Raw genomic sequence first — 17759 nt, 5'->3', positions numbered from 1 at the left:
GTGAGCGGAGGCTCGACAGACAATGTAGACCAGGGCAAACGAAGCGGGGGGATCGTTCCCTGTGAGTGGGAACGATCCGTGCGGTGCGTCAGGCCGACATGACTTCGCGGATGTCGCGGGCCAGTTCGCGTACGCGCTCTTCCTCGGTGTCCCAGGAGCACATGAAGCGTGCGCCGCCCTTGCCGATGAAGGTGTAGAAGCGCCAGCCGCGTGCCGTCAGGGCGGCGATAGCCGGTTCCGAGAGTTGCAGGAACACACCGTTGGCCTGCACCGGGAACATCAGTTCCACACCCGGAATGTCGCTGACCAGCTCCGCCAGCAGTTGTGCGCAGTGGTTGGCGTGGCGGGCGTATTTGAGCCAGGCGTCGTTTTCCAGGATGCCGACCCACGGCGCCGACAGGAAGCGCATCTTCGAGGCCAGTTGCCCGGCCTGTTTGCAGCGGTAATCGAAGTCTTCCGCCAGTTTGTGGTTGAAGAACAGGATCGCTTCACCCACCGCCATGCCGTTTTTCGTGCCGCCGAAGCACAGCACGTCGACGCCGGCCTTCCAGGTCAGGTCCGCCGGCGAGCAGCCGAGGAAGGCGCAGGCGTTGGAGAATCGCGCGCCGTCCATGTGCAGGTTCAGGCCCAGTTCCTTGCAGGTGTCGCTGATGGCACGAACTTCTTCCGGGGTGTAGACGCTGCCGACTTCGGTGGCCTGGGTCAGGGTGACCACACGGGGTTTCGGGTAGTGGATGTCCTGGCGCTTGAGCGCGACTTCGCGGATCGAGGCCGGGGTGATCTTGCCGTTTTCGGTGCCGGCGATCAGCAGTTTTGAGCCGTTGGAGAAGAATTCCGGGGCGCCGCATTCGTCGGTTTCGACGTGGGCGGTTTCCGAGCAGATCACGCTGTGGTAACTCTGGCACAGCGACGACAGCGCCAGCGAGTTGGCGGCGGTGCCATTGAAGGCGAAGAACACTTCGCAGTCGGTTTCGAACAGTTTGCGGAAATAATCAGAGGCCCGCGCTGTCCATTCATCGTCGCCGTAGGCGCGCTGGTGGCCGTGGTTGGCCTGTTCCATGGCAGCCCAGGCTTCGGGGCAGATACCGGAGTAGTTGTCGCTGGCGAATTGTTGGCTCTTGTCGGTCATGGCCGGCTTCCGTGATCGCGGCGCTTGTGGCGCTGCGTTGGTCAATGATGGTGCGCACTTTACCGAAGATCATCCGGGGAGCACACGGGATGTCGCTGGCAGAACTTTACATGGACGCTGGCCGATTATGCACCTGAGCCGACGCGACGGCGCGCTGGATCTGCTCAAGTGGCTGGCGTTGCTGAGCATGCTGCTCGATCACCTGCGATATGTCGGGATCAGCGCCGATTGGCTGTATGTGCCGGGGCGGCTGGCGTTCCCGTGGTTCTGCCTGGCGATGGCGGCGAACCTGGCGCGAAGCGGCGCGCGCAAGACCGGGTGGCGGTATCCGGGCTGGCTGCTGCTGTTCAGCGCCGTGAGTGAAATACCCTACCGTTTGTACATTCCCGAGCCTGACACCCTGAACGTCATGCCGACTCTGGCGCTGGGCTTGCTGGTGGCGCGGGGCTGGCAGGACCGGGCGCCGGGTTCGCGACTGCTGGCCGCAGTTGCCTTGTTGCTGGCCGTGCTGTTTGCCGAGCGACTGATGTTCGGTCTGTTCGGCGTGCTGCTGCCGCTGGCGTTGCTGCTGGTGACGGGTCGGCCCTGGTATTTCAGCCTGCTGCCGGGGCTGGTGTGTCTGGCGGCGAATCAGTGGCGGGTGCTGCTCGAGTCGGCACAGTTCGGCAACGGCGTGGCGATCTTTGGCCTCGGTGCATGCCTGGTCGCGCCAGGGCTGGGAATGTTCCTGTTGCGACACGCCAGGTCGCTTTCAGTACCGCCCATGCGGCGCTGGGCGTACGCGCTGTATCCGGCGCATTTCCTCCTGTTGCTCGCCCTTCGCCAGGCAATTGCCTGACGCTCAAGAGACTGTCGCTTTCAGGCTATGTCGTAAACGCACCTTTGCGTGGCGTCCGTAGGCATTTGACCTCTTGAAGCCGGTCATACCATCGCATCAAAAGGGCACCGCCGAATTGCCGGTGCCTTACCGAGACGAATGGCGCACAGATGCCGCTGGGAGAGACGCGATGTTCAGCAAGCAAGACCAGATCCAGGGTTACGACGATGCACTGCTGGCGGCGATGAACGCCGAGGAGCAACGTCAGGAAGATCACATCGAGCTGATCGCGTCGGAGAACTACACCAGCAAGCGCGTGATGCAGGCGCAGGGCAGTGGCCTGACCAACAAGTACGCCGAAGGCTATCCGGGCAAGCGCTACTACGGTGGCTGCGAGCACGTCGACAAGGTTGAAGCCCTGGCCATCGAGCGCGCCAAGCAACTGTTCGGTGCTGATTACGCCAACGTCCAGCCGCACTCCGGCTCTTCCGCCAACAGCGCTGTTTATCTGGCGCTGCTGCAAGCGGGCGACACCATTCTCGGCATGAGCCTGGCCCACGGCGGTCACCTGACCCACGGCGCCAAGGTGTCGTCCTCGGGCAAGCTGTACAACGCCGTGCAGTACGGCATCGACACCAGCACCGGGCTGATCGATTACGACGAGGTCGAGCGTCTGGCCTTCGAGTGCAAGCCGAAAATGATCGTGGCCGGTTTCTCCGCCTACTCCAAGACCCTCGACTTCCCGCGCTTCCGCCAGATCGCCGACAAGGTTGGCGCGCTGCTGTTCGTCGACATGGCCCACGTCGCCGGTCTGGTCGCCGCCGGTCTGTACCCGAACCCGATTCCGTTTGCCGACGTGGTCACCACCACCACCCACAAGACCCTGCGCGGTCCGCGTGGTGGCCTGATCCTGGCCAAGTCCAACGAAGAAATCGAGAAGAAGCTCAACGCTGCGGTGTTCCCCGGCGCCCAGGGCGGCCCGCTGATGCACGTCATCGCCGGTAAAGCGGTGTGCTTCAAGGAAGCGCTGGAGCCGGGCTTCAAGGCCTATCAGCAACAAGTGATCGACAACGCCCAGGCGATGGCGAGCGTATTTGTCAAACGTGGCTACGATGTAGTGTCCGGCGGCACCGACAACCACCTGTTCCTGGTCAGCCTGATCCGTCAGGGCCTGACCGGCAAGGATGCGGACGCCGCCCTCGGCCGTGCCCACATCACCGTGAACAAGAACGCGGTGCCGAACGATCCACAGTCGCCGTTCGTCACCTCCGGCCTGCGTATCGGCACCCCGGCGGTGACCACGCGTGGCTTCAAGGTAGCGCAGTGCGTGACCCTGGCCGGCTGGATCTGCGACATCCTCGACAACCTCGGCGATGCCGATGTCGAGGCCAACGTCGCCCAGCAGGTTTCGGCCCTGTGCGCAGACTTCCCGGTTTATCGCTGAGCGTTCTGGAGTAAATGACTATGCAACGCTATTCGGGCTTCGGCCTCTTCAAACACTCCCTCAGCCACCACGAAAACTGGCAGCGCATGTGGCGCACGCCGACCCCGAAAAAGGTCTACGACGTGGTCATCGTCGGCGGTGGCGGGCACGGTCTGGCGACCGCCTACTACCTGGCCAAGGAGCACGGCATCACCAATGTGGCCGTGGTCGAGAAGGGCTGGCTGGGCGGCGGTAACACCGCGCGCAACACCACCATCGTTCGCTCCAACTACCTGTGGGACGAGTCGGCGCACCTGTACGAACACGCGATGAAACTCTGGGAAGGTCTGTCCCAGGACCTGAACTACAACGTGATGTTCTCCCAGCGTGGCGTCTACAACCTGTGCCACACCCTGCAGGACATCCGTGATTCCGAGCGTCGGGTCAGCGCCAACCGCCTCAACGGCGTCGACGGCGAGCTGCTCAATGCCAAGCAAGTCGCGGACGAAATCCCGTACCTCGATTGCTCCAAGAACACCCGCTACCCGGTGATGGGCGCGACCGTCCAGCGTCGCGGCGGCGTGGCCCGTCACGATGCCGTGGCCTGGGGCTTCGCCCGCGCTGCCGACGCCCTCGGCGTGGACTTGATCCAGCAGACCGAAGTGATCGGTTTCCGCAAGGAAAACGGCGTGTGTATCGGCGTTGAAACCAACAAGGGCTTCATCGGCGCCAAGCGCGTCGGTGTGGTCACCGCCGGCAACTCCGGACACATGGCGAAACTTGCCGGTTTCCGTCTGCCGGTCGAATCCCACCCGCTGCAAGCGCTGGTGTCCGAGCCGATCAAACCGATCATCGACAGCGTGATCATGTCCAACGCCGTGCACGGCTACATCAGCCAGTCCGACAAGGGCGACCTGGTGATCGGCGCCGGTATCGACGGCTACAACGGCTACGGCCAGCGGGGTTCGTACCCGGTGATCGAACACACCATCCAGGCCATCGTCGAAATGTTCCCGGTGCTGTCGCGTGTACGCATGAACCGTCAGTGGGGCGGCATCGTCGACACCACCCCGGACGCCTGCCCGATCATTTCGAAAACCCCGGTGCCGAACATGTTCTTCAACTGCGGTTGGGGCACCGGCGGCTTCAAGGCCACCCCCGGCTCGGGCAACGTGTTTGCCGCCAGCCTGGCCAAGGGTGAAATGCACCCGCTGGCCGCACCGTTTTCCATCGACCGTTTCCACAACGGCGCCCTCATCGACGAACACGGCGCTGCGGCTGTCGCCCACTAACAGGAGAAATCCCCATGTTGCATATCTTCTGTCCTCACTGCGGCGAACTGCGCTCCGAAGAGGAATTCCACGCATCCGGCCAGGCGCACATCCCGCGTCCGCTGGATCCTGCAAGCTGCACCGATGAGGAGTGGGGCGACTACATGTTCTTCCGCGACAACCCGCGCGGTCTGCACCACGAGTTGTGGGATCACGTCGCCGGTTGCCGCCAGTACTTCAACGTCACCCGCGACACCGTGACCTACGAGATTCTCGAAACCTACAAGATCGGCACCAAGCCGCAATTCACCGACAAGGCTGACACGGCGAAAACAGCCACGACGGCGCTGGGAGAGAAGGTATGAGCCAGACCAATCGCCTGTCCAACGGTGGACGGATCGACCGCAACAAAGTGCTGAGCTTCACCTTCAACGGTCAGACCTACAAAGGCTTCGAAGGCGACTCGCTGGCCGCTGCACTGCTGGCCAACGGCGTCGACATCATCGGTCGCAGCTTCAAGTACTCCCGTCCGCGCGGGATCTTCGCCGCCGGTGCCGAAGAGCCGAACGCGGTGCTGCAGATCGGCGCCACCGAAGCCACCCAGATTCCTAACGTGCGGGCCACGCAACAGGCGCTGTATCAAGGCCTGGTCGCCACCAGCACCAACGGCTGGCCGAGCGTCAACAACGACATGATGGGGATTCTCGGCAAGGTCGGCGGCAAGCTGATGCCGCCGGGTTTCTACTACAAAACCTTCATGTATCCGCAATCGTTCTGGATGACTTACGAGAAGTACATCCGCAAGGCGGCAGGCCTGGGCCGTTCGCCGACCGAGAACGATCCGGACACCTACGACTACATGAACCAGCACTGCGACGTGCTGATCGTCGGCGCCGGCCCTGCGGGTCTGGCCGCTGCCCTGGCGGCTGCACGCAGCGGCGCCCGGGTGATCCTGGCCGATGAGCAGGAAGAGTTCGGCGGCAGCCTGCTCGACTCCCGCGAAAGCCTCGACGGCAAGCCTGCGGTGGAGTGGGTGGCAAGCGTCGTTGCCGAATTGAAGAACACCCCGGACGTGCTGCTGTTGCCGCGCGCCACGGTCAACGGTTACCACGACCACAACTTCCTGACCATTCACGAACGCCTCACCGATCACCTCGGTGACCGTGCGCCGATCGGCCAGGTGCGTCAGCGCATCCACCGGGTTCGCGCCAAGCGTGTGGTGCTGGCGACCGGTGCGCATGAGCGTCCGCTGGTCTACGGCAACAACGACGTGCCGGGCAACATGCTCGCCGGTGCGGTGTCGACTTACGTACGCCGTTACGGCGTGGCGCCGGGCAAGAAACTGGTGCTGTCGACCAACAACGATCACGCCTATCGCGTGGCGCTGGACTGGCTCGACGCCAGCCTGCAAGTGGTGGCTATCGCCGACGCCCGCAGCAATCCACGCGGTGCACTGGTGGAAGAGGCGCGCGCCAAGGGCATCCGCATCCTCACCGGCAGCGCGGTGATCGAGGCCCGTGGCAGCAAGCACGTCACCGCTGCCCGTGTGGCCGCGATTGATGTCAAAGGTCACAAGGTCACCAGCCCGGGCGAATGGCTCGACTGCGACCTGATCGCCAGCTCCGGCGGCTACAGCCCGGTGGTTCACCTGGCGTCGCACCTGGGCGGCAAGCCGATCTGGCGTGAAGACATCCTCGGTTTCGTACCGGGCGAAGCACCGCAGAAGCGTGTTTGCGTGGGTGGTATCAACGGCGTCTACAGCCTCGGCGATTCCCTGGCCGACGGTTTTGAAGGGGGCGTGCGCGCCGCTTCCGAGGCTGGCTTCCAGACCGTCGAAGCGGTGCTGCCGAAAGCCTTGAGCCGTCTCGAAGAGCCGACCCTGGCGCTGTTCCAGGTGCCGCACGAGAAAGCCACCGCACGGGCGCCGAAGCAATTCGTCGACCTGCAGAACGATGTGACTGCCGCTGCCATTGAACTGGCGACCCGCGAAGGTTTCGAGTCGGTCGAGCACGTCAAGCGCTACACCGCGCTGGGCTTCGGCACCGATCAGGGCAAGCTCGGCAACGTCAACGGCCTGGCCATCGCCGCCCGTTCGCTGAACGTGACCATCCCGCAGATGGGCACCACGATGTTCCGTCCGAACTACACGCCGATCACCTTCGGCGCGGTGGCCGGCCGTCATTGCGGGCACATCTTCGAGCCGGTGCGTTACACCGCGCTGCATCAATGGCACCTGAAACAGGGCGCCGAGTTCGAAGACGTCGGCCAGTGGAAGCGTCCGTGGTACTTCCCGAAAAACGGTGAAGACATGCACGCCGCCGTGAAGCGCGAATGCAAGGCCGTGCGCGACAGCGTTGGTCTGCTGGACGCCTCGACCCTGGGCAAGATCGACATCCAGGGGCCGGACGCCCGCGAGTTCCTCAACCGCGTGTACACCAACGCCTGGACCAAGCTCGATGTGGGCAAGGCCCGTTACGGCCTGATGTGCAAGGAAGACGGCATGGTCTTCGACGACGGCGTGACGGCGTGTCTGGCCGACAACCATTTCGTCATGACCACCACCACCGGCGGCGCGGCTCGCGTGCTGCAATGGCTGGAGCTGTACCACCAGACCGAATGGCCGGAGATGAAGGTCTACTTCACCTCGGTCACCGACCACTGGGCGACCATGACCCTGTCGGGGCCGAACAGCCGCAAGCTGCTCAGCGCCGTCACTGACATCGATCTGAGCAACGAAGCGTTCCCGTTCATGACCTGGAAAGAAGGTCTGGTCGGTGGCGTGCCGGCGCGGGTGTTCCGCATCTCGTTCACCGGTGAGCTGTCTTACGAAGTCAACGTCCAGGCCGACTACGCCATGGGTGTGCTGGAAAAAATCGTCGAGGCCGGCAAGCAGTACAACCTGACCCCGTATGGCACCGAAACCATGCACGTCCTGCGCGCCGAGAAGGGCTTCATCATCGTCGGGCAAGACACCGACGGCTCGATGACCCCGGACGACCTGAACATGGGCTGGTGCGTCGGTCGCACCAAACCGTTCTCGTGGATCGGCCAGCGCGGCATGAACCGTGAAGACTGTGTGCGTGACCAGCGTAAACAGCTGGTTGGCCTGAAACCGATCGATCCGAATGTATGGCTGCCGGAAGGCGCGCAACTGGTGTTCAACACCAAGCAGGCGATCCCGATGACCATGGTCGGCCACGTGACTTCCAGCTACGCGCACAACTCGCTCGGTTATTCGTTTGCCATGGGCGTGGTCAAGGGCGGTCTGAAACGTTTGGGCGAGCGGGTGTTCGCACCGCTGGCCGACGGCAGCGTGATCGAGGCGGAAATCGTTTCTTCGGTGTTCTTCGATCCTAAAGGCGATCGCCAGAACATCTAGCACTGTTCGCTCCCACGCGCGGCGTGGGAGCGATCAATACAGAATTCAGAAAGGGTGCTTTATGACCGCAGCCAATGTGTACCAACAACGCCCGACCACCGGGGCCAAAGGTGAGTCGTCGCTGCATCATGCCGACCTCGCCAGCCTGGTCGGCAAGGGCCGCAAGAACGCCGGCGTGATCGTGCGTGAGAAGAAACTCCTCGGCCACCTGACCATCCGCGGCGACGGCCACGATGCCGCGTTCGCCGCTGGCGTCCACAAGGCCCTGGGCATAGAACTGCCGGGCGCCCTGAGCGTGATCGTCAAGGGTGACACCAGCCTGCAATGGATGGGGCCGGATGAGTGGCTGCTGATCGTGCCGAGCGGCGAAGAGTTCGCGGCCGAGCAGAAACTGCGCGCAGCGCTGGGCGATCTGCACATCGCGATCGTCAACGTCAGCGGCGGCCAGCAGGTGCTTGAACTGAGCGGCCCGAACGTGCGCCAGGTGCTGATGAAGTCCACCAGCTATGACGTCCACCCGAACAACTTCCCGGTCGGCAAGGCCGTGGGCACGGTGTTCGCCAAGTCGCAGCTGATGATTCGCCACACCGCCGAAGACACCTGGGAACTGCTGATTCGTCGCAGCTTCTCGGATTACTGGTGGTTGTGGTTGCAGGATGCGTCCGCCGAGTACGGCCTTAGCGTCCAGGCCTGAAAGATCAAAAACCACCCCCTCACCCCAGACCTCTCCCCAAAGGGGGCGAGGGGAAAGGGAGCAGATCTGTGTTGTTTTCGAACCTGAGTTCGACTCGGTGATTCAGGTCGGTGTAGATCCAAGACCACCTCGGTCAGTCCCCTCTCCCTCCGGGAGAGGGCTAGGGTGAGGGGAAAAAGTCCCCCTGACACCCCGCACAACGAACAGGAGTCACCGCACAATGAGCCGCGCCCCGGATACATGGATTCTCACCGCCGACTGCCCGAGCGTCCTCGGCACCGTGGATGCGGTGACGCGTTTTCTGTTCGAGCAGGGGTGCTACGTCACCGAGCACCACTCGTTCGATGACCGGCTCTCGGGGCGTTTCTTCATTCGTGTGGAATTCCGTCAGCCCGACGGTTTCGACGAGCAGTCCTTCCGCGCCGGCCTCGCCGAGCGCGGTCAGGCGTTCGGCATGATCTTCGAGCTGACCGCGCCGAACTACCGGCCGAAAGTGGTGATCATGGTGTCCAAGGCCGATCACTGCCTCAACGACTTGCTCTACCGCCAGCGCATCGGCCAGTTGTCGATGGACGTGGCGGCAGTGGTGTCCAACCATCCGGATTTGAAGCCGCTGGCCGACTGGCACCAGATTCCCTACTACCATTTCCCGCTCGACCCCAACGACAAACCGGCCCAGGAGCGCCAGGTGTGGCAGGTGATCGAAGACGCCGGTGCCGAACTGGTGATTCTCGCCCGCTACATGCAGGTGTTGTCGCCGGAGTTGTGTCGCAAGCTCGATGGCAAGGCGATCAACATCCATCACTCGCTGCTGCCGGGGTTCAAGGGCGCCAAACCGTATCACCAGGCCTACAACAAGGGCGTGAAACTGGTGGGCGCCACCGCGCACTACATCAACAACGACCTGGACGAAGGCCCGATCATCGCCCAGGGCGTCGAGGCGGTGGATCACAGCCATTACCCCGAAGACCTGATCGCCAAGGGGCGGGATATCGAAGGCCTGACCCTGGCGCGGGCGGTGGGGTATCACATCGAAAGAAGGGTGTTTTTGAACGCCAATCGCACGGTCGTTCTCTAGATCGCCTTCGCGGGCATGCCCGCGAAGAGGCCGCAACAGGCAACACAATATTCAGCATCTGTACCCGAGCACTCAACGCGCTGCCTGCCTGGGCAACGCGGTTCCATAAAAACAACAGCGAGGTGAAAGCATGTCTGGCAATCGTGGTGTGGTGTATCTCGGCAGTGGCAAGGTCGAAGTACAGAAAATCGACTATCCGAAAATGCAGGATCCGCGCGGCAGGAAGATCGAGCACGGTGTCATCCTGCGTGTGGTTTCCACCAACATCTGCGGCTCCGACCAGCACATGGTGCGCGGTCGCACCACCGCCCAGGTCGGGCTGGTACTGGGCCATGAAATCACTGGCGAAGTGATCGAGAAGGGCAGCGACGTCGAGAACCTGAAAATCGGTGATCTGGTGTCCGTGCCGTTCAACGTGGCATGCGGGCGCTGCCGATCCTGCAAGGAACAACACACCGGCGTCTGCCTGACCGTCAACCCGGCCCGTGCCGGTGGTGCCTACGGTTACGTCGACATGGGCGACTGGACCGGCGGTCAGGCCGAGTACGTGCTGGTGCCATACGCCGACTTCAACCTGCTGAAACTGCCGGATCGCGACAAGGCCATGGAAAAAATCCGTGACCTGACCTGCCTCTCCGACATTCTGCCGACCGGTTACCACGGCGCCGTCACGGCCGGTGTCGGCCCTGGCAGCAGCGTGTACATCGCCGGTGCCGGCCCGGTCGGTCTGGCTGCTGCGGCTTCGGCACGTCTGCTGGGCGCGGCGGTGGTGATCGTCGGTGACGTCAACCCGATCCGTCTGGCCCACGCCAAGGCCCAGGGTTTTGAAATCGCCGACCTGTCCAAGGACACCCCGCTGCACGAGCAGATCGCCGCGCTGCTGGGCGAGCCGGAAGTCGATTGCGCTGTGGACTGCGTAGGCTTCGAAGCCCGTGGTCACGGCCACGACGGTGTGAAACACGAAGCGCCGGCCACCGTCCTCAACTCGCTGATGGGCGTGGTGCGCGTGGCGGGCAAGATCGGTATCCCGGGCCTGTACGTGACCGAAGATCCGGGTGCCGTGGACGCCGCCGCGAAAATGGGCAGCCTGAGCATCCGCTTCGGCCTGGGCTGGGCCAAATCCCACAGCTTCCACACCGGCCAGACCCCGGTGATGAAGTACAACCGCCAACTGATGCAGGCGATCATGTGGGACCGCATCAACATCGCCGAAGTGGTGGGCGTGCAAGTCATCAGCCTCGACCAGGCGCCGGAAGGCTACGGCGAGTTCGATGCCGGTGTGCCGAAGAAATTTGTGATCGACCCGCACAAGTTGTTCAGTGCGGCGTAAGTCACCGGCAATAAAAAAGGGCGACCGTGAGGTCGCCCTTTTTTATTGGTCGAAGCGGCGCTCAATGACTGTATGAGCACTTTTTCTCATCGCCATCTTTGGTTGCGCAGTCATCGCCGCTCCAATTGCCGGAGGTCGCTGTAATTGGCTTGCCGACGACCACGGTCAGAATCGCCCCGATATCCGGCTTCGGTTTCCCGTCTTCGTACTGGCAGATCACTCTCGCGTTATTGTTGTTTCGATCCTTGATGCGGGCTGCGGTGAACACCAGCTTCTTCGCTTCGGCCAGCGTCGTGGTCGCTGGGTCTACTTCAACCACACTCTTTCCGGCCATGATTTGTCCGCTGGCATCCTGGGTAAAGGACTGGGGAGACGGGCAAGTGTCGGCATAGGCGGTGCTTGCAAGGAACAGCGAGGTCAGGCAGCAGGCAGCCAGTTTGTTCAGCATGATGTGTACTCCGTTACGGGGCTTTCAAGTGAGGAATGGCTATGGTCTGCAAGTTGTCGGGCGTTTCCTACTGTCAGATCTGACAGTTTTTTTGACCGATTCGGATTGAGCCAAAGGCTGGTTATCAGGTTTGGGAATAAGCCCGCCACTTTCACGATTTATCCACACAGGCACATGGAAAATGCTTTGAGGACACCGGAACATGCCGGCGCTAACCCGGTCAAACCGGCAGTTTGACCGCCCTTCGATCGGGCGGTTTTCATGCCACAAGAGGATGTTCGAATGAAGATTTCACGCGGTTTTGCCCTGGCATCGCTCATGACCCTGGCGGCGAGTCCGGTATTCGCCCAGTTCAGCCTGAGCGACGTGGCTGGCGCGGTGTCGGGCATGCAGGGTGGCGACAAGGCAGCGGCCGCTGCGCCGACCTCGGAAACCGCCGGTCTGCTCAGCGCCCTGAGTGCGCTGAACGTGACGCCACAGCAAGCCGTCGGCGGCACCAGCGCGATGCTCGGGCTGGCGAAGAATCAGTTGAGCAGCACCGATTACTCGCAGCTGGCCAAGGACGTGCCGGGCATCGACAAGTTGTCGGGCGGTGCCGGCAATCTGGCTGCGTTGAGCGGGTTGCTGGGGTCTTCGGGTAAATCCGCCGGGCTGGAAAACGCCCTGGGCAACGTCAAGGACACCAACGACCTGAACAACGCGTTCGGCGCGCTGGGCATGGACAGCGGCATGGTCGGCCAGTTTGCCCCGGTGATCCTGCAATACCTCGGTCAGCAGGGCGTCGGCGGCTCGCTGCTGAGCAGCCTGGGCAATATCTGGGGCACCGGCGCCGGCAGTTGATTCAGCGCTGTTCGCCCTTCAGTTCGGCGATGCGCTGATCTTTCAAGGTCCAGAGCTGGTTGACCCAGTTCTGGATCTTTTCACGAAACGCCGGATCGTTTTCGTAATCACCCTGCCACAGGGCCGGGTCCAGTTCACGGGTCTGGATATCGATGATCACGCGCGGCACGTTACCGCTGATCAAGTCCCAGAATCCCGGAATCCTCTGCTGTGGATACACCACGGTCACGTCGAGAATGGCGTCCAGCTGTTCACCCATCGCCGCCAGCACGAACGCCACGCCGCCGGCCTTGGGCTTGAGCAGATGGCCGAACGGCGATTGCTGCTGAGTGCTTTTGGCAGCGGTGTAGCGCGTGCCTTCCAGGTAGTTGACCACCGTCACCGGCTGGCGCTTGAACAGCTCGCAGGCGGCTTTGGTGATTTCCAGATCCTTGCCCGCCAGTTCCGGGTTCTTCGCCAGGAACGCCTTGGTGTAGCGCTTCATGAACGGGTAATCCAGCGCCCACCAGGCCAGGCCGAGGAACGGCACCCAGATCAGTTCCTTTTTGAGGAAGAACTTGAAGAACGGCGTACGCCGGTTGAGGGTCTGGATCAGGGCCGGGATGTCGACCCACGACTGATGGTTGCTGATGACCAGATAGGAGGTGTCGCCCCGCAGGTTGTCGCCGCCGCGGATGTCCCACTGCGTCGGGATGCACAGGTGGAAGATCAGCTTGTCGATTTCCGCCCAGGTCTCGGCGATCCACATCACCGCTGCCGAGGCGTAATCGCGAAAGCGTCCCGGCAGGATCAGCTTGAGCAGGGCGAACACCATCAGCGGGCCGAACAGCACCAGGGTGTTGAGCAACAGCAGCAGGGTGACGAAACAGCCGGTGAGCAGGCGGCGCATAGACGACTCTATCAAGGCGGATGGGCGGGCCATGATAAGCAGCTTCGGGCGACAGGCCAAACCGTGGGTTACAAATGTTTCACCTTTGGCTGTTTAAGCTGACTCCTCTTTGCGCACTGGCGCCACACAAGGACAGCGCCGTACCTGTGGCGGCGGGCTTGTCCGAGAAAGCGTTTCAAGAGCGAACCAATGCCCCGCAGACTGTCTAAAATCCCGCGTCAGACGCCCACATTCTCCAAGGAAGCCCTCTCCGTGAAATCCCTCCTTGCATTGCTTTCCCTGCTGGCCCTGCCGGTCATGGCCGCCGAGCCGACCCTGTACGGGCGTTACGAATACATCGCGCTGCCGGAAATCGGCGGCCAGGTGCTCAAGGCCAAGATGGACACCGGCGCCCTGACCGCCTCGCTCTCGGCCAGAGACATCGAGACCTTCACCCGCGATGGCGAGGACTGGGTGCGGTTCCGCCTGGGCACCAAGGACGCCAGCAACAAAGTCTATGAACACAAGATCGCGCGGATCAGCAAGATCAAGAGCCGCTCCGACGAGGAAGACGAAGATCGCGATGCGAGCGAGGTGACCAAGCGGCCAGTGGTCGATCTGGAGCTGTGTCTGGGCGACGTCAAGCGTACCGTGGAGGTCAACCTGACCGACCGCAGCAACTTCAACTATCCGCTGCTGATCGGCGCCAAGGCCCTGCGCGAGTTCGGCGCGGCGGTAAACCCGGCCCGGCGCTTTACGGCTGACAAGCCTGACTGCTGATGCAAGTGGTCTGATTGACGTAACGTCAGGCTTGGGGCACCGTTCGCGCACTCAACCACAGGCTCGGATGCCATGCCCCATATCCTGATTGTCGAAGACGAAGCGGCGATTGCCGACACGCTGATTTTTGCCTTGCAGGGCGAGGGGTTCACCACCACCTGGCTGAGCCTCGGCGCGGCGGCGCTGGAGCATCAGCGTCAGACTCCGGCGGACCTGATCATTCTCGACATCGGCCTGCCGGACATCAGCGGTTTCGAAACCTGCAAGCAACTGCGGCGCTTCAGCGAAGTGCCGGTGCTGTTTCTCAGCGCCCGGGATGCCGAGATCGACCGTGTCGTGGGCCTGGAGATCGGCGCCGACGATTACGTGGTCAAGCCGTTCAGCCCCCGGGAGGTGGCGGCGCGGGTCCGGGCGATCCTCAAGCGCATGACACCGCGCCCGCCGATCGAAGCCTCGACGGCGTTGTTCCGCGTCGATCCGGAGCGCGTGCAGATCTGCTATCGCGGCCAGCTCCTGAGCCTGACCCGCCATGAGTTCCGTCTGTTGCAATGCCTGCTCGAACAACCGGAGCGGGTGTTCAGCCGCGAGCAATTGCTCGACGCGCTGGGCGTGGCGGCCGATGCCGGTTACGAACGCAGCATCGACAGCCACATCAAGAGCGTACGGGCCAAACTGCGCTTGGTGCGCGCCGAGGCCGAGCCGATCCAGACCCATCGCGGCCTCGGCTACAGCTACAGTCCGGGGCACAGCTGATGTCCCTGGGGCTGCGGATTTTCCTGGTGTATGTGCTGTTCATCGGCCTGACCGGGTATTTCGTACTCAACACGGTCATGGAAGAAATCCGCCCCGGCGTGCGTCAGTCCACCGAGGAAACCCTGGTCGATACCGCCAACCTGATGGCGGAAATCCTGCGCGATGACTTCAAGGCCGGCACCCTCAGCCAGAATCGCTGGCCTGAATTGCTGCGTTCCTACGGCGAACGCCAGCCGAAGGCGACAATCTGGGGCCTGCCGAAAAACCAGGTCAACCATCGCATCTACGTCACCGACGCCAAGGGCATCGTGGTGCTGGACTCCAGCGGTGTCGCGGTCGGCCAGGACTACTCGCGCTGGAACGACGTCTACCTGACCCTGCGCGGCCAGTACGGCGCCCGCTCCACCCGCAGCGACCCGAACGATCCGGCCTCTTCGGTCATGCACGTCGGCGCGCCGATCCGCGATAACGGGCAGATTATCGGCGTGGTGACGGTGGCGAAGCCCAACAGCTCGCTGCAACCCTATGTCGACCGCACCGAGCGCCGCCTGCTGGTTTACGGCGCCGGGCTGATCGGCCTCGGCCTGCTGTTCGGCGCGTTGCTGTCGTGGTGGTTGAGCCGGGCGCTGCATCGCCTGACCGGTTACGCCCAGGCCGTCAGCGAGGGGCGCCGCGTGGAGGTGCCGCATTATCGCGGCGGCGAACTGGAGCAACTGGCGACAGCGGTTGAGCAGATGCGCACCCAACTCGAAGGCAAGGCCTACGTCGAGCGTTACGTGCACACGCTGACCCATGAACTGAAAAGTCCGCTGGCGGCGATTCGCGGCGCGGCGGAGCTGTTGCAAGGCGAGATGCCGCCGGCTCAGCGGCAGCGTTTCGTCGGCAACATCGACAGCGAAAGCACGCGTATGCAGCAGTTGATCGAGCGCTTGCTGAACCTGGCGCAGGTCGAGCAGCGTCAGGGCCTGGAAGAGCGTGTCGCGGTGCCGCTGGGGGCGTTGGTCGATGAACTGCTACAGGCGCAGACAGCGCGGATCGAGGGCCGGCAGTTGCGGATCGAACAGACGATTGCGCCGGAGATCTCACTGACTGGCGAGCCGTTTCTGCTGCGACAGGCGTTGGGCAATCTGCTGGAGAACGCGCTGGACTTCACGCCTGCTCAGGGGCTGCTGCGCTTCACTGCCGAACGGGTAGGGGCGCTGGTCGAGTTGCGGCTGTTCAATGAAACCGCACCGATTCCCGATTACGCTCTGCCCCGGCTGACCGAGCGCTTCTACTCGTTGCCGCGCCCGGACAACGGGCGCAAAAGCACGGGACTTGGGCTTAACTTCGTCGAAGAAGTGGTCAAGTTGCATGGCGGCACGCTGGCGGTCAGCAATGTCGAGGGCGGGGTTGAAGTGAAGTTGCGCCTGCCTTGAGAGCGAGTCGTGGCCTTCGCGGGCAAGCCCGCTCCCACGGGGTTTGATTGTGTTCGGAGAGTCTCCACACAATTTCCACACAGCCCTCACATTCCCCCCACACAGCCCGACCAGACTCTGCCCATCGAAACAGGGAGAGTCCCATGAACAAGAGTCTGACCATAAAACTCGGGGCGATTGCCCTGCTGATCCTGGTGTTGCTGGTGCCGTTGCTGATGATCGACGGCATGATCGACGAGCGTCAGCAACTGCGCGACGGCGTGCTCGAAGACATCGCCCGCAGTTCCAGCTACAGCCAGCAGGTGAGCGGCCCGGTGATGGTGGTGCCGTATCGCAAGACGATCCATATCTGGAAAACCAACGAAAAAACCAACAAGCGCTACGAAGAGCTCAGCGAAACCCGTGGGCGTCTGTATTTCCTGCCCGAGCGCTTCGAGCTCGATGGTCAGGTGCAGACCGAACTGCGTGCCCGGGGCATCTACGAGGCGCGGCTGTTCCATGCCGACAACCGCATCAACGGGCATTTCTCGCTGCCGGCGCAGTTGGGGATCAAGGAAGATTTCGCCGACTACCAGTTCGAAGCGCCGTTTCTTGCGGTCGGCATCAGCGACATTCGCGGGATCGAAAACGCACTGAAGCTCGAACTGGGCGGTCAGCGCCTGGACTTCGTGCCCGGCACTCAGGTGGGCTGGCTCGGCGAGGGTGTGCGGGTCACGCTGCCGCTGCTGGACACCAGCAAAGTCACGGAGCTGGCCTTCGGTTTCGACCTGCGGTTGCAAGGCACCGGTTCGTTGCAGGTGCTGCCGGTGGGCAAGACCAGCAGTGTCACCCTCGCTGCCAACTGGCCGCATCCGAGTTTTATCGGCAACTTCCTGCCGGCCAGGCGCGAGGTCACCGAAGCAGGCTTCAATGCCGATTGGCAGACCTCGTTTTTCTCCACCAACCTGCAAGAGGCGATGAACCGTTGCGTGACGGGGGACTGCGAGGGTTTCAACGGGCGCAGCTTCGGCGTGAGCTTCATCGATCCGGTGGATCAGTATTTGAAGAGCGACCGGGCGATCAAATATGCGCTGCTGTTCATTGTCCTGACGTTCGCCGGTTTCTTTCTGTTCGAGGTGCTGAAAAGCCTGGCGGTGCATCCGGTGCAATACGCGCTGGTCGGTGTGGCGCTGGCGTTCTTCTACCTGTTGCTGTTGTCGCTGTCGGAGCACATCGGGTTTGCCCTGGCGTATCTGCTGTCGGCCAGTGGTTGTGTGTTGTTGATCGGGTTCTACGTCTGCCATGTGCTGCACAGCGTGCGCCACGGCTTGAGTTTTTCGGCCGGGCTGGCGGCGCTGTACGGACTGCTTTATGGCTTGCTCAGCGCCGAGGATTACGCGCTGCTGATGGGTTCGCTGCTGCTGTTCGGGCTGCTGGGCGTGTTCATGGTGCTGACCCGCAAACTGGACTGGTACGGGATCGCGCAGAAGCGTGTGGAGCCGCTGGAGTTTGATCTGGGAGCGGTGCAATGAGCCGCTCGCTGGGGCTGCGC

16 protein-coding genes are annotated in these 17759 nt (G+C 62.7%); 13 read left to right on the top strand and 3 right to left on the bottom strand.

The window, feature by feature from the left end; all coding sequences use genetic code 11:
- Nucleotides 1-88: 88 nt before the first annotated feature.
- Complete coding sequence (locus N8H74_RS00555) at nucleotides 89-1129, bottom strand: low specificity L-threonine aldolase (protein ID WP_007959802.1); 1041 nt, start codon at nucleotides 1127-1129, stop codon at nucleotides 89-91.
- A 127-nt stretch (nucleotides 1130-1256) separates the two neighbouring features.
- On the opposite strand from N8H74_RS00555, the gene N8H74_RS00550 reads away from it, so the two are divergent.
- From N8H74_RS00550 to fdhA, 8 genes are all read left to right on the top strand, one after another.
- Nucleotides 1257-1967 (top strand): conjugal transfer protein TraX, encoded by a 711-nt coding sequence (locus N8H74_RS00550; protein WP_262145818.1) that lies wholly within the window; start codon nucleotides 1257-1259, stop codon nucleotides 1965-1967.
- Nucleotides 1968-2136: 169 nt separating this feature from the next.
- Nucleotides 2137-3390: a serine hydroxymethyltransferase gene (gene glyA, locus N8H74_RS00545; protein ID WP_262145817.1), complete on the top strand. Its 1254-nt coding sequence runs from the start codon at nucleotides 2137-2139 to the stop codon at nucleotides 3388-3390.
- Nucleotides 3391-3410: 20 nt separating this feature from the next.
- Nucleotides 3411-4661: a sarcosine oxidase subunit beta gene (locus N8H74_RS00540; RefSeq protein ID WP_030139293.1), complete on the top strand. Its 1251-nt coding sequence runs from the start codon at nucleotides 3411-3413 to the stop codon at nucleotides 4659-4661.
- A gap of 14 nt (nucleotides 4662-4675) precedes the next feature.
- Nucleotides 4676-5005, top strand: a complete 330-nt coding sequence (locus N8H74_RS00535; protein WP_007959805.1) for a sarcosine oxidase subunit delta — start codon at nucleotides 4676-4678, stop codon at nucleotides 5003-5005.
- Nucleotides 5002-8019, top strand: coding sequence for a sarcosine oxidase subunit alpha (locus N8H74_RS00530; RefSeq protein ID WP_262145815.1), 3018 nt, complete (start codon nucleotides 5002-5004; stop codon nucleotides 8017-8019). Before N8H74_RS00535 ends, N8H74_RS00530 begins: the two co-directional genes overlap by 4 nt.
- Nucleotides 8020-8080: 61 nt before the next feature.
- A complete protein-coding gene (gene soxG, locus N8H74_RS00525; RefSeq protein WP_262145814.1) occupies nucleotides 8081-8713 on the top strand; it encodes a sarcosine oxidase subunit gamma family protein in 633 nt (210 codons plus the stop codon).
- Between the two features lie 220 nt (nucleotides 8714-8933).
- Entirely contained in the window at nucleotides 8934-9791 is an 858-nt protein-coding gene (purU, locus tag N8H74_RS00520; RefSeq protein ID WP_217829528.1) for a formyltetrahydrofolate deformylase, read from the top strand.
- A 130-nt stretch (nucleotides 9792-9921) separates the two neighbouring features.
- Nucleotides 9922-11121 (top strand): formaldehyde dehydrogenase, glutathione-independent, encoded by a 1200-nt coding sequence (fdhA, locus tag N8H74_RS00515; protein WP_217829529.1) that lies wholly within the window; start codon nucleotides 9922-9924, stop codon nucleotides 11119-11121.
- A 61-nt stretch (nucleotides 11122-11182) separates the two neighbouring features.
- Here the strand turns inward: fdhA and N8H74_RS00510 are convergent, their stop codons facing one another.
- On the bottom strand, nucleotides 11183-11569 hold the full coding sequence (locus N8H74_RS00510) for a hypothetical protein (protein WP_217829530.1): 387 nt from the start codon (nucleotides 11567-11569) through the stop codon (nucleotides 11183-11185).
- Between the two features lie 282 nt (nucleotides 11570-11851).
- Between N8H74_RS00510 and N8H74_RS00505 the strand changes: the two genes are divergently transcribed.
- Nucleotides 11852-12409 carry a DUF2780 domain-containing protein gene (locus N8H74_RS00505; protein ID WP_217829531.1) on the top strand — a complete coding sequence of 186 codons (558 nt, stop codon included), beginning with the start codon at nucleotides 11852-11854 and terminating at the stop codon, nucleotides 12407-12409.
- A 1-nt stretch (nucleotide 12410) separates the two neighbouring features.
- Here the strand turns inward: N8H74_RS00505 and N8H74_RS00500 are convergent, their stop codons facing one another.
- Nucleotides 12411-13298 carry an acyltransferase gene (locus N8H74_RS00500; protein ID WP_262145808.1) on the bottom strand — a complete coding sequence of 296 codons (888 nt, stop codon included), beginning with the start codon at nucleotides 13296-13298 and terminating at the stop codon, nucleotides 12411-12413.
- A gap of 252 nt (nucleotides 13299-13550) precedes the next feature.
- Here N8H74_RS00500 and N8H74_RS00495 point away from each other — a divergent pair, with 252 nt between their 5' ends.
- The 4 genes from N8H74_RS00495 to creD all read left to right on the top strand — a co-directional run bounded on the left by N8H74_RS00495 (nucleotide 13551) and on the right by creD (nucleotide 17739).
- Entirely contained in the window at nucleotides 13551-14057 is a 507-nt protein-coding gene (locus N8H74_RS00495; RefSeq protein WP_217829533.1) for an ATP-dependent zinc protease, read from the top strand.
- Between the two features lie 72 nt (nucleotides 14058-14129).
- Nucleotides 14130-14810 (top strand): two-component system response regulator CreB, encoded by a 681-nt coding sequence (gene creB, locus N8H74_RS00490; RefSeq protein WP_217829534.1) that lies wholly within the window; start codon nucleotides 14130-14132, stop codon nucleotides 14808-14810.
- Nucleotides 14810-16228 (top strand): two-component system sensor histidine kinase CreC, encoded by a 1419-nt coding sequence (creC, locus tag N8H74_RS00485; protein WP_262145807.1) that lies wholly within the window; start codon nucleotides 14810-14812, stop codon nucleotides 16226-16228. The genes creB and creC overlap by 1 nt, the downstream gene beginning before the upstream one ends.
- Before the next feature lie 143 nt (nucleotides 16229-16371).
- Nucleotides 16372-17739, top strand: coding sequence for a cell envelope integrity protein CreD (gene creD / locus N8H74_RS00480; RefSeq protein ID WP_262145806.1), 1368 nt, complete (start codon nucleotides 16372-16374; stop codon nucleotides 17737-17739).
- Nucleotides 17740-17759: the final 20 nt, after the last annotated feature.

The sequence above is a fragment of the Pseudomonas sp. B2M1-30 genome (assembly GCF_025447575.1).
Lineage (GTDB): Bacteria > Pseudomonadota > Gammaproteobacteria > Pseudomonadales > Pseudomonadaceae > Aquipseudomonas > Aquipseudomonas botevensis.
The sequence above is the reverse complement of the archived record's forward strand: the minus strand, read 5'-3'. Positions and strand labels throughout refer to the sequence as shown.

Excerpts from the sequence above, each read along its gene's own strand:
- N8H74_RS00540 (WP_030139293.1), top strand. The coding sequence starts at position 3,411 with ATGCAACGCTATTCGGGCTTCGGCCTCTTCAAACACTCCCTCAGCCAC.
- N8H74_RS00510 (WP_217829530.1), bottom strand. The coding sequence starts at position 11,569 with ATGCTGAACAAACTGGCTGCCTGCTGCCTGACCTCGCTGTTCCTTGCA.
- creB (WP_217829534.1), top strand. The coding sequence starts at position 14,130 with ATGCCCCATATCCTGATTGTCGAAGACGAAGCGGCGATTGCCGACACG.
- N8H74_RS00555 (WP_007959802.1), bottom strand. The coding sequence starts at position 1,129 with ATGACCGACAAGAGCCAACAATTCGCCAGCGACAACTACTCCGGTATC.
- N8H74_RS00530 (WP_262145815.1), top strand. The coding sequence starts at position 5,002 with ATGAGCCAGACCAATCGCCTGTCCAACGGTGGACGGATCGACCGCAAC.
- N8H74_RS00500 (WP_262145808.1), bottom strand. The coding sequence starts at position 13,298 with ATGCGCCGCCTGCTCACCGGCTGTTTCGTCACCCTGCTGCTGTTGCTC.
- glyA (WP_262145817.1), top strand. The coding sequence starts at position 2,137 with ATGTTCAGCAAGCAAGACCAGATCCAGGGTTACGACGATGCACTGCTG.
- N8H74_RS00505 (WP_217829531.1), top strand. The coding sequence starts at position 11,852 with ATGAAGATTTCACGCGGTTTTGCCCTGGCATCGCTCATGACCCTGGCG.
- soxG (WP_262145814.1), top strand. The coding sequence starts at position 8,081 with ATGACCGCAGCCAATGTGTACCAACAACGCCCGACCACCGGGGCCAAA.
- creC (WP_262145807.1), top strand. The coding sequence starts at position 14,810 with ATGTCCCTGGGGCTGCGGATTTTCCTGGTGTATGTGCTGTTCATCGGC.
- purU (WP_217829528.1), top strand. The coding sequence starts at position 8,934 with ATGAGCCGCGCCCCGGATACATGGATTCTCACCGCCGACTGCCCGAGC.
- N8H74_RS00550 (WP_262145818.1), top strand. The coding sequence starts at position 1,257 with ATGCACCTGAGCCGACGCGACGGCGCGCTGGATCTGCTCAAGTGGCTG.
- creD (WP_262145806.1), top strand. The coding sequence starts at position 16,372 with ATGAACAAGAGTCTGACCATAAAACTCGGGGCGATTGCCCTGCTGATC.
- fdhA (WP_217829529.1), top strand. The coding sequence starts at position 9,922 with ATGTCTGGCAATCGTGGTGTGGTGTATCTCGGCAGTGGCAAGGTCGAA.
- N8H74_RS00535 (WP_007959805.1), top strand. The coding sequence starts at position 4,676 with ATGTTGCATATCTTCTGTCCTCACTGCGGCGAACTGCGCTCCGAAGAG.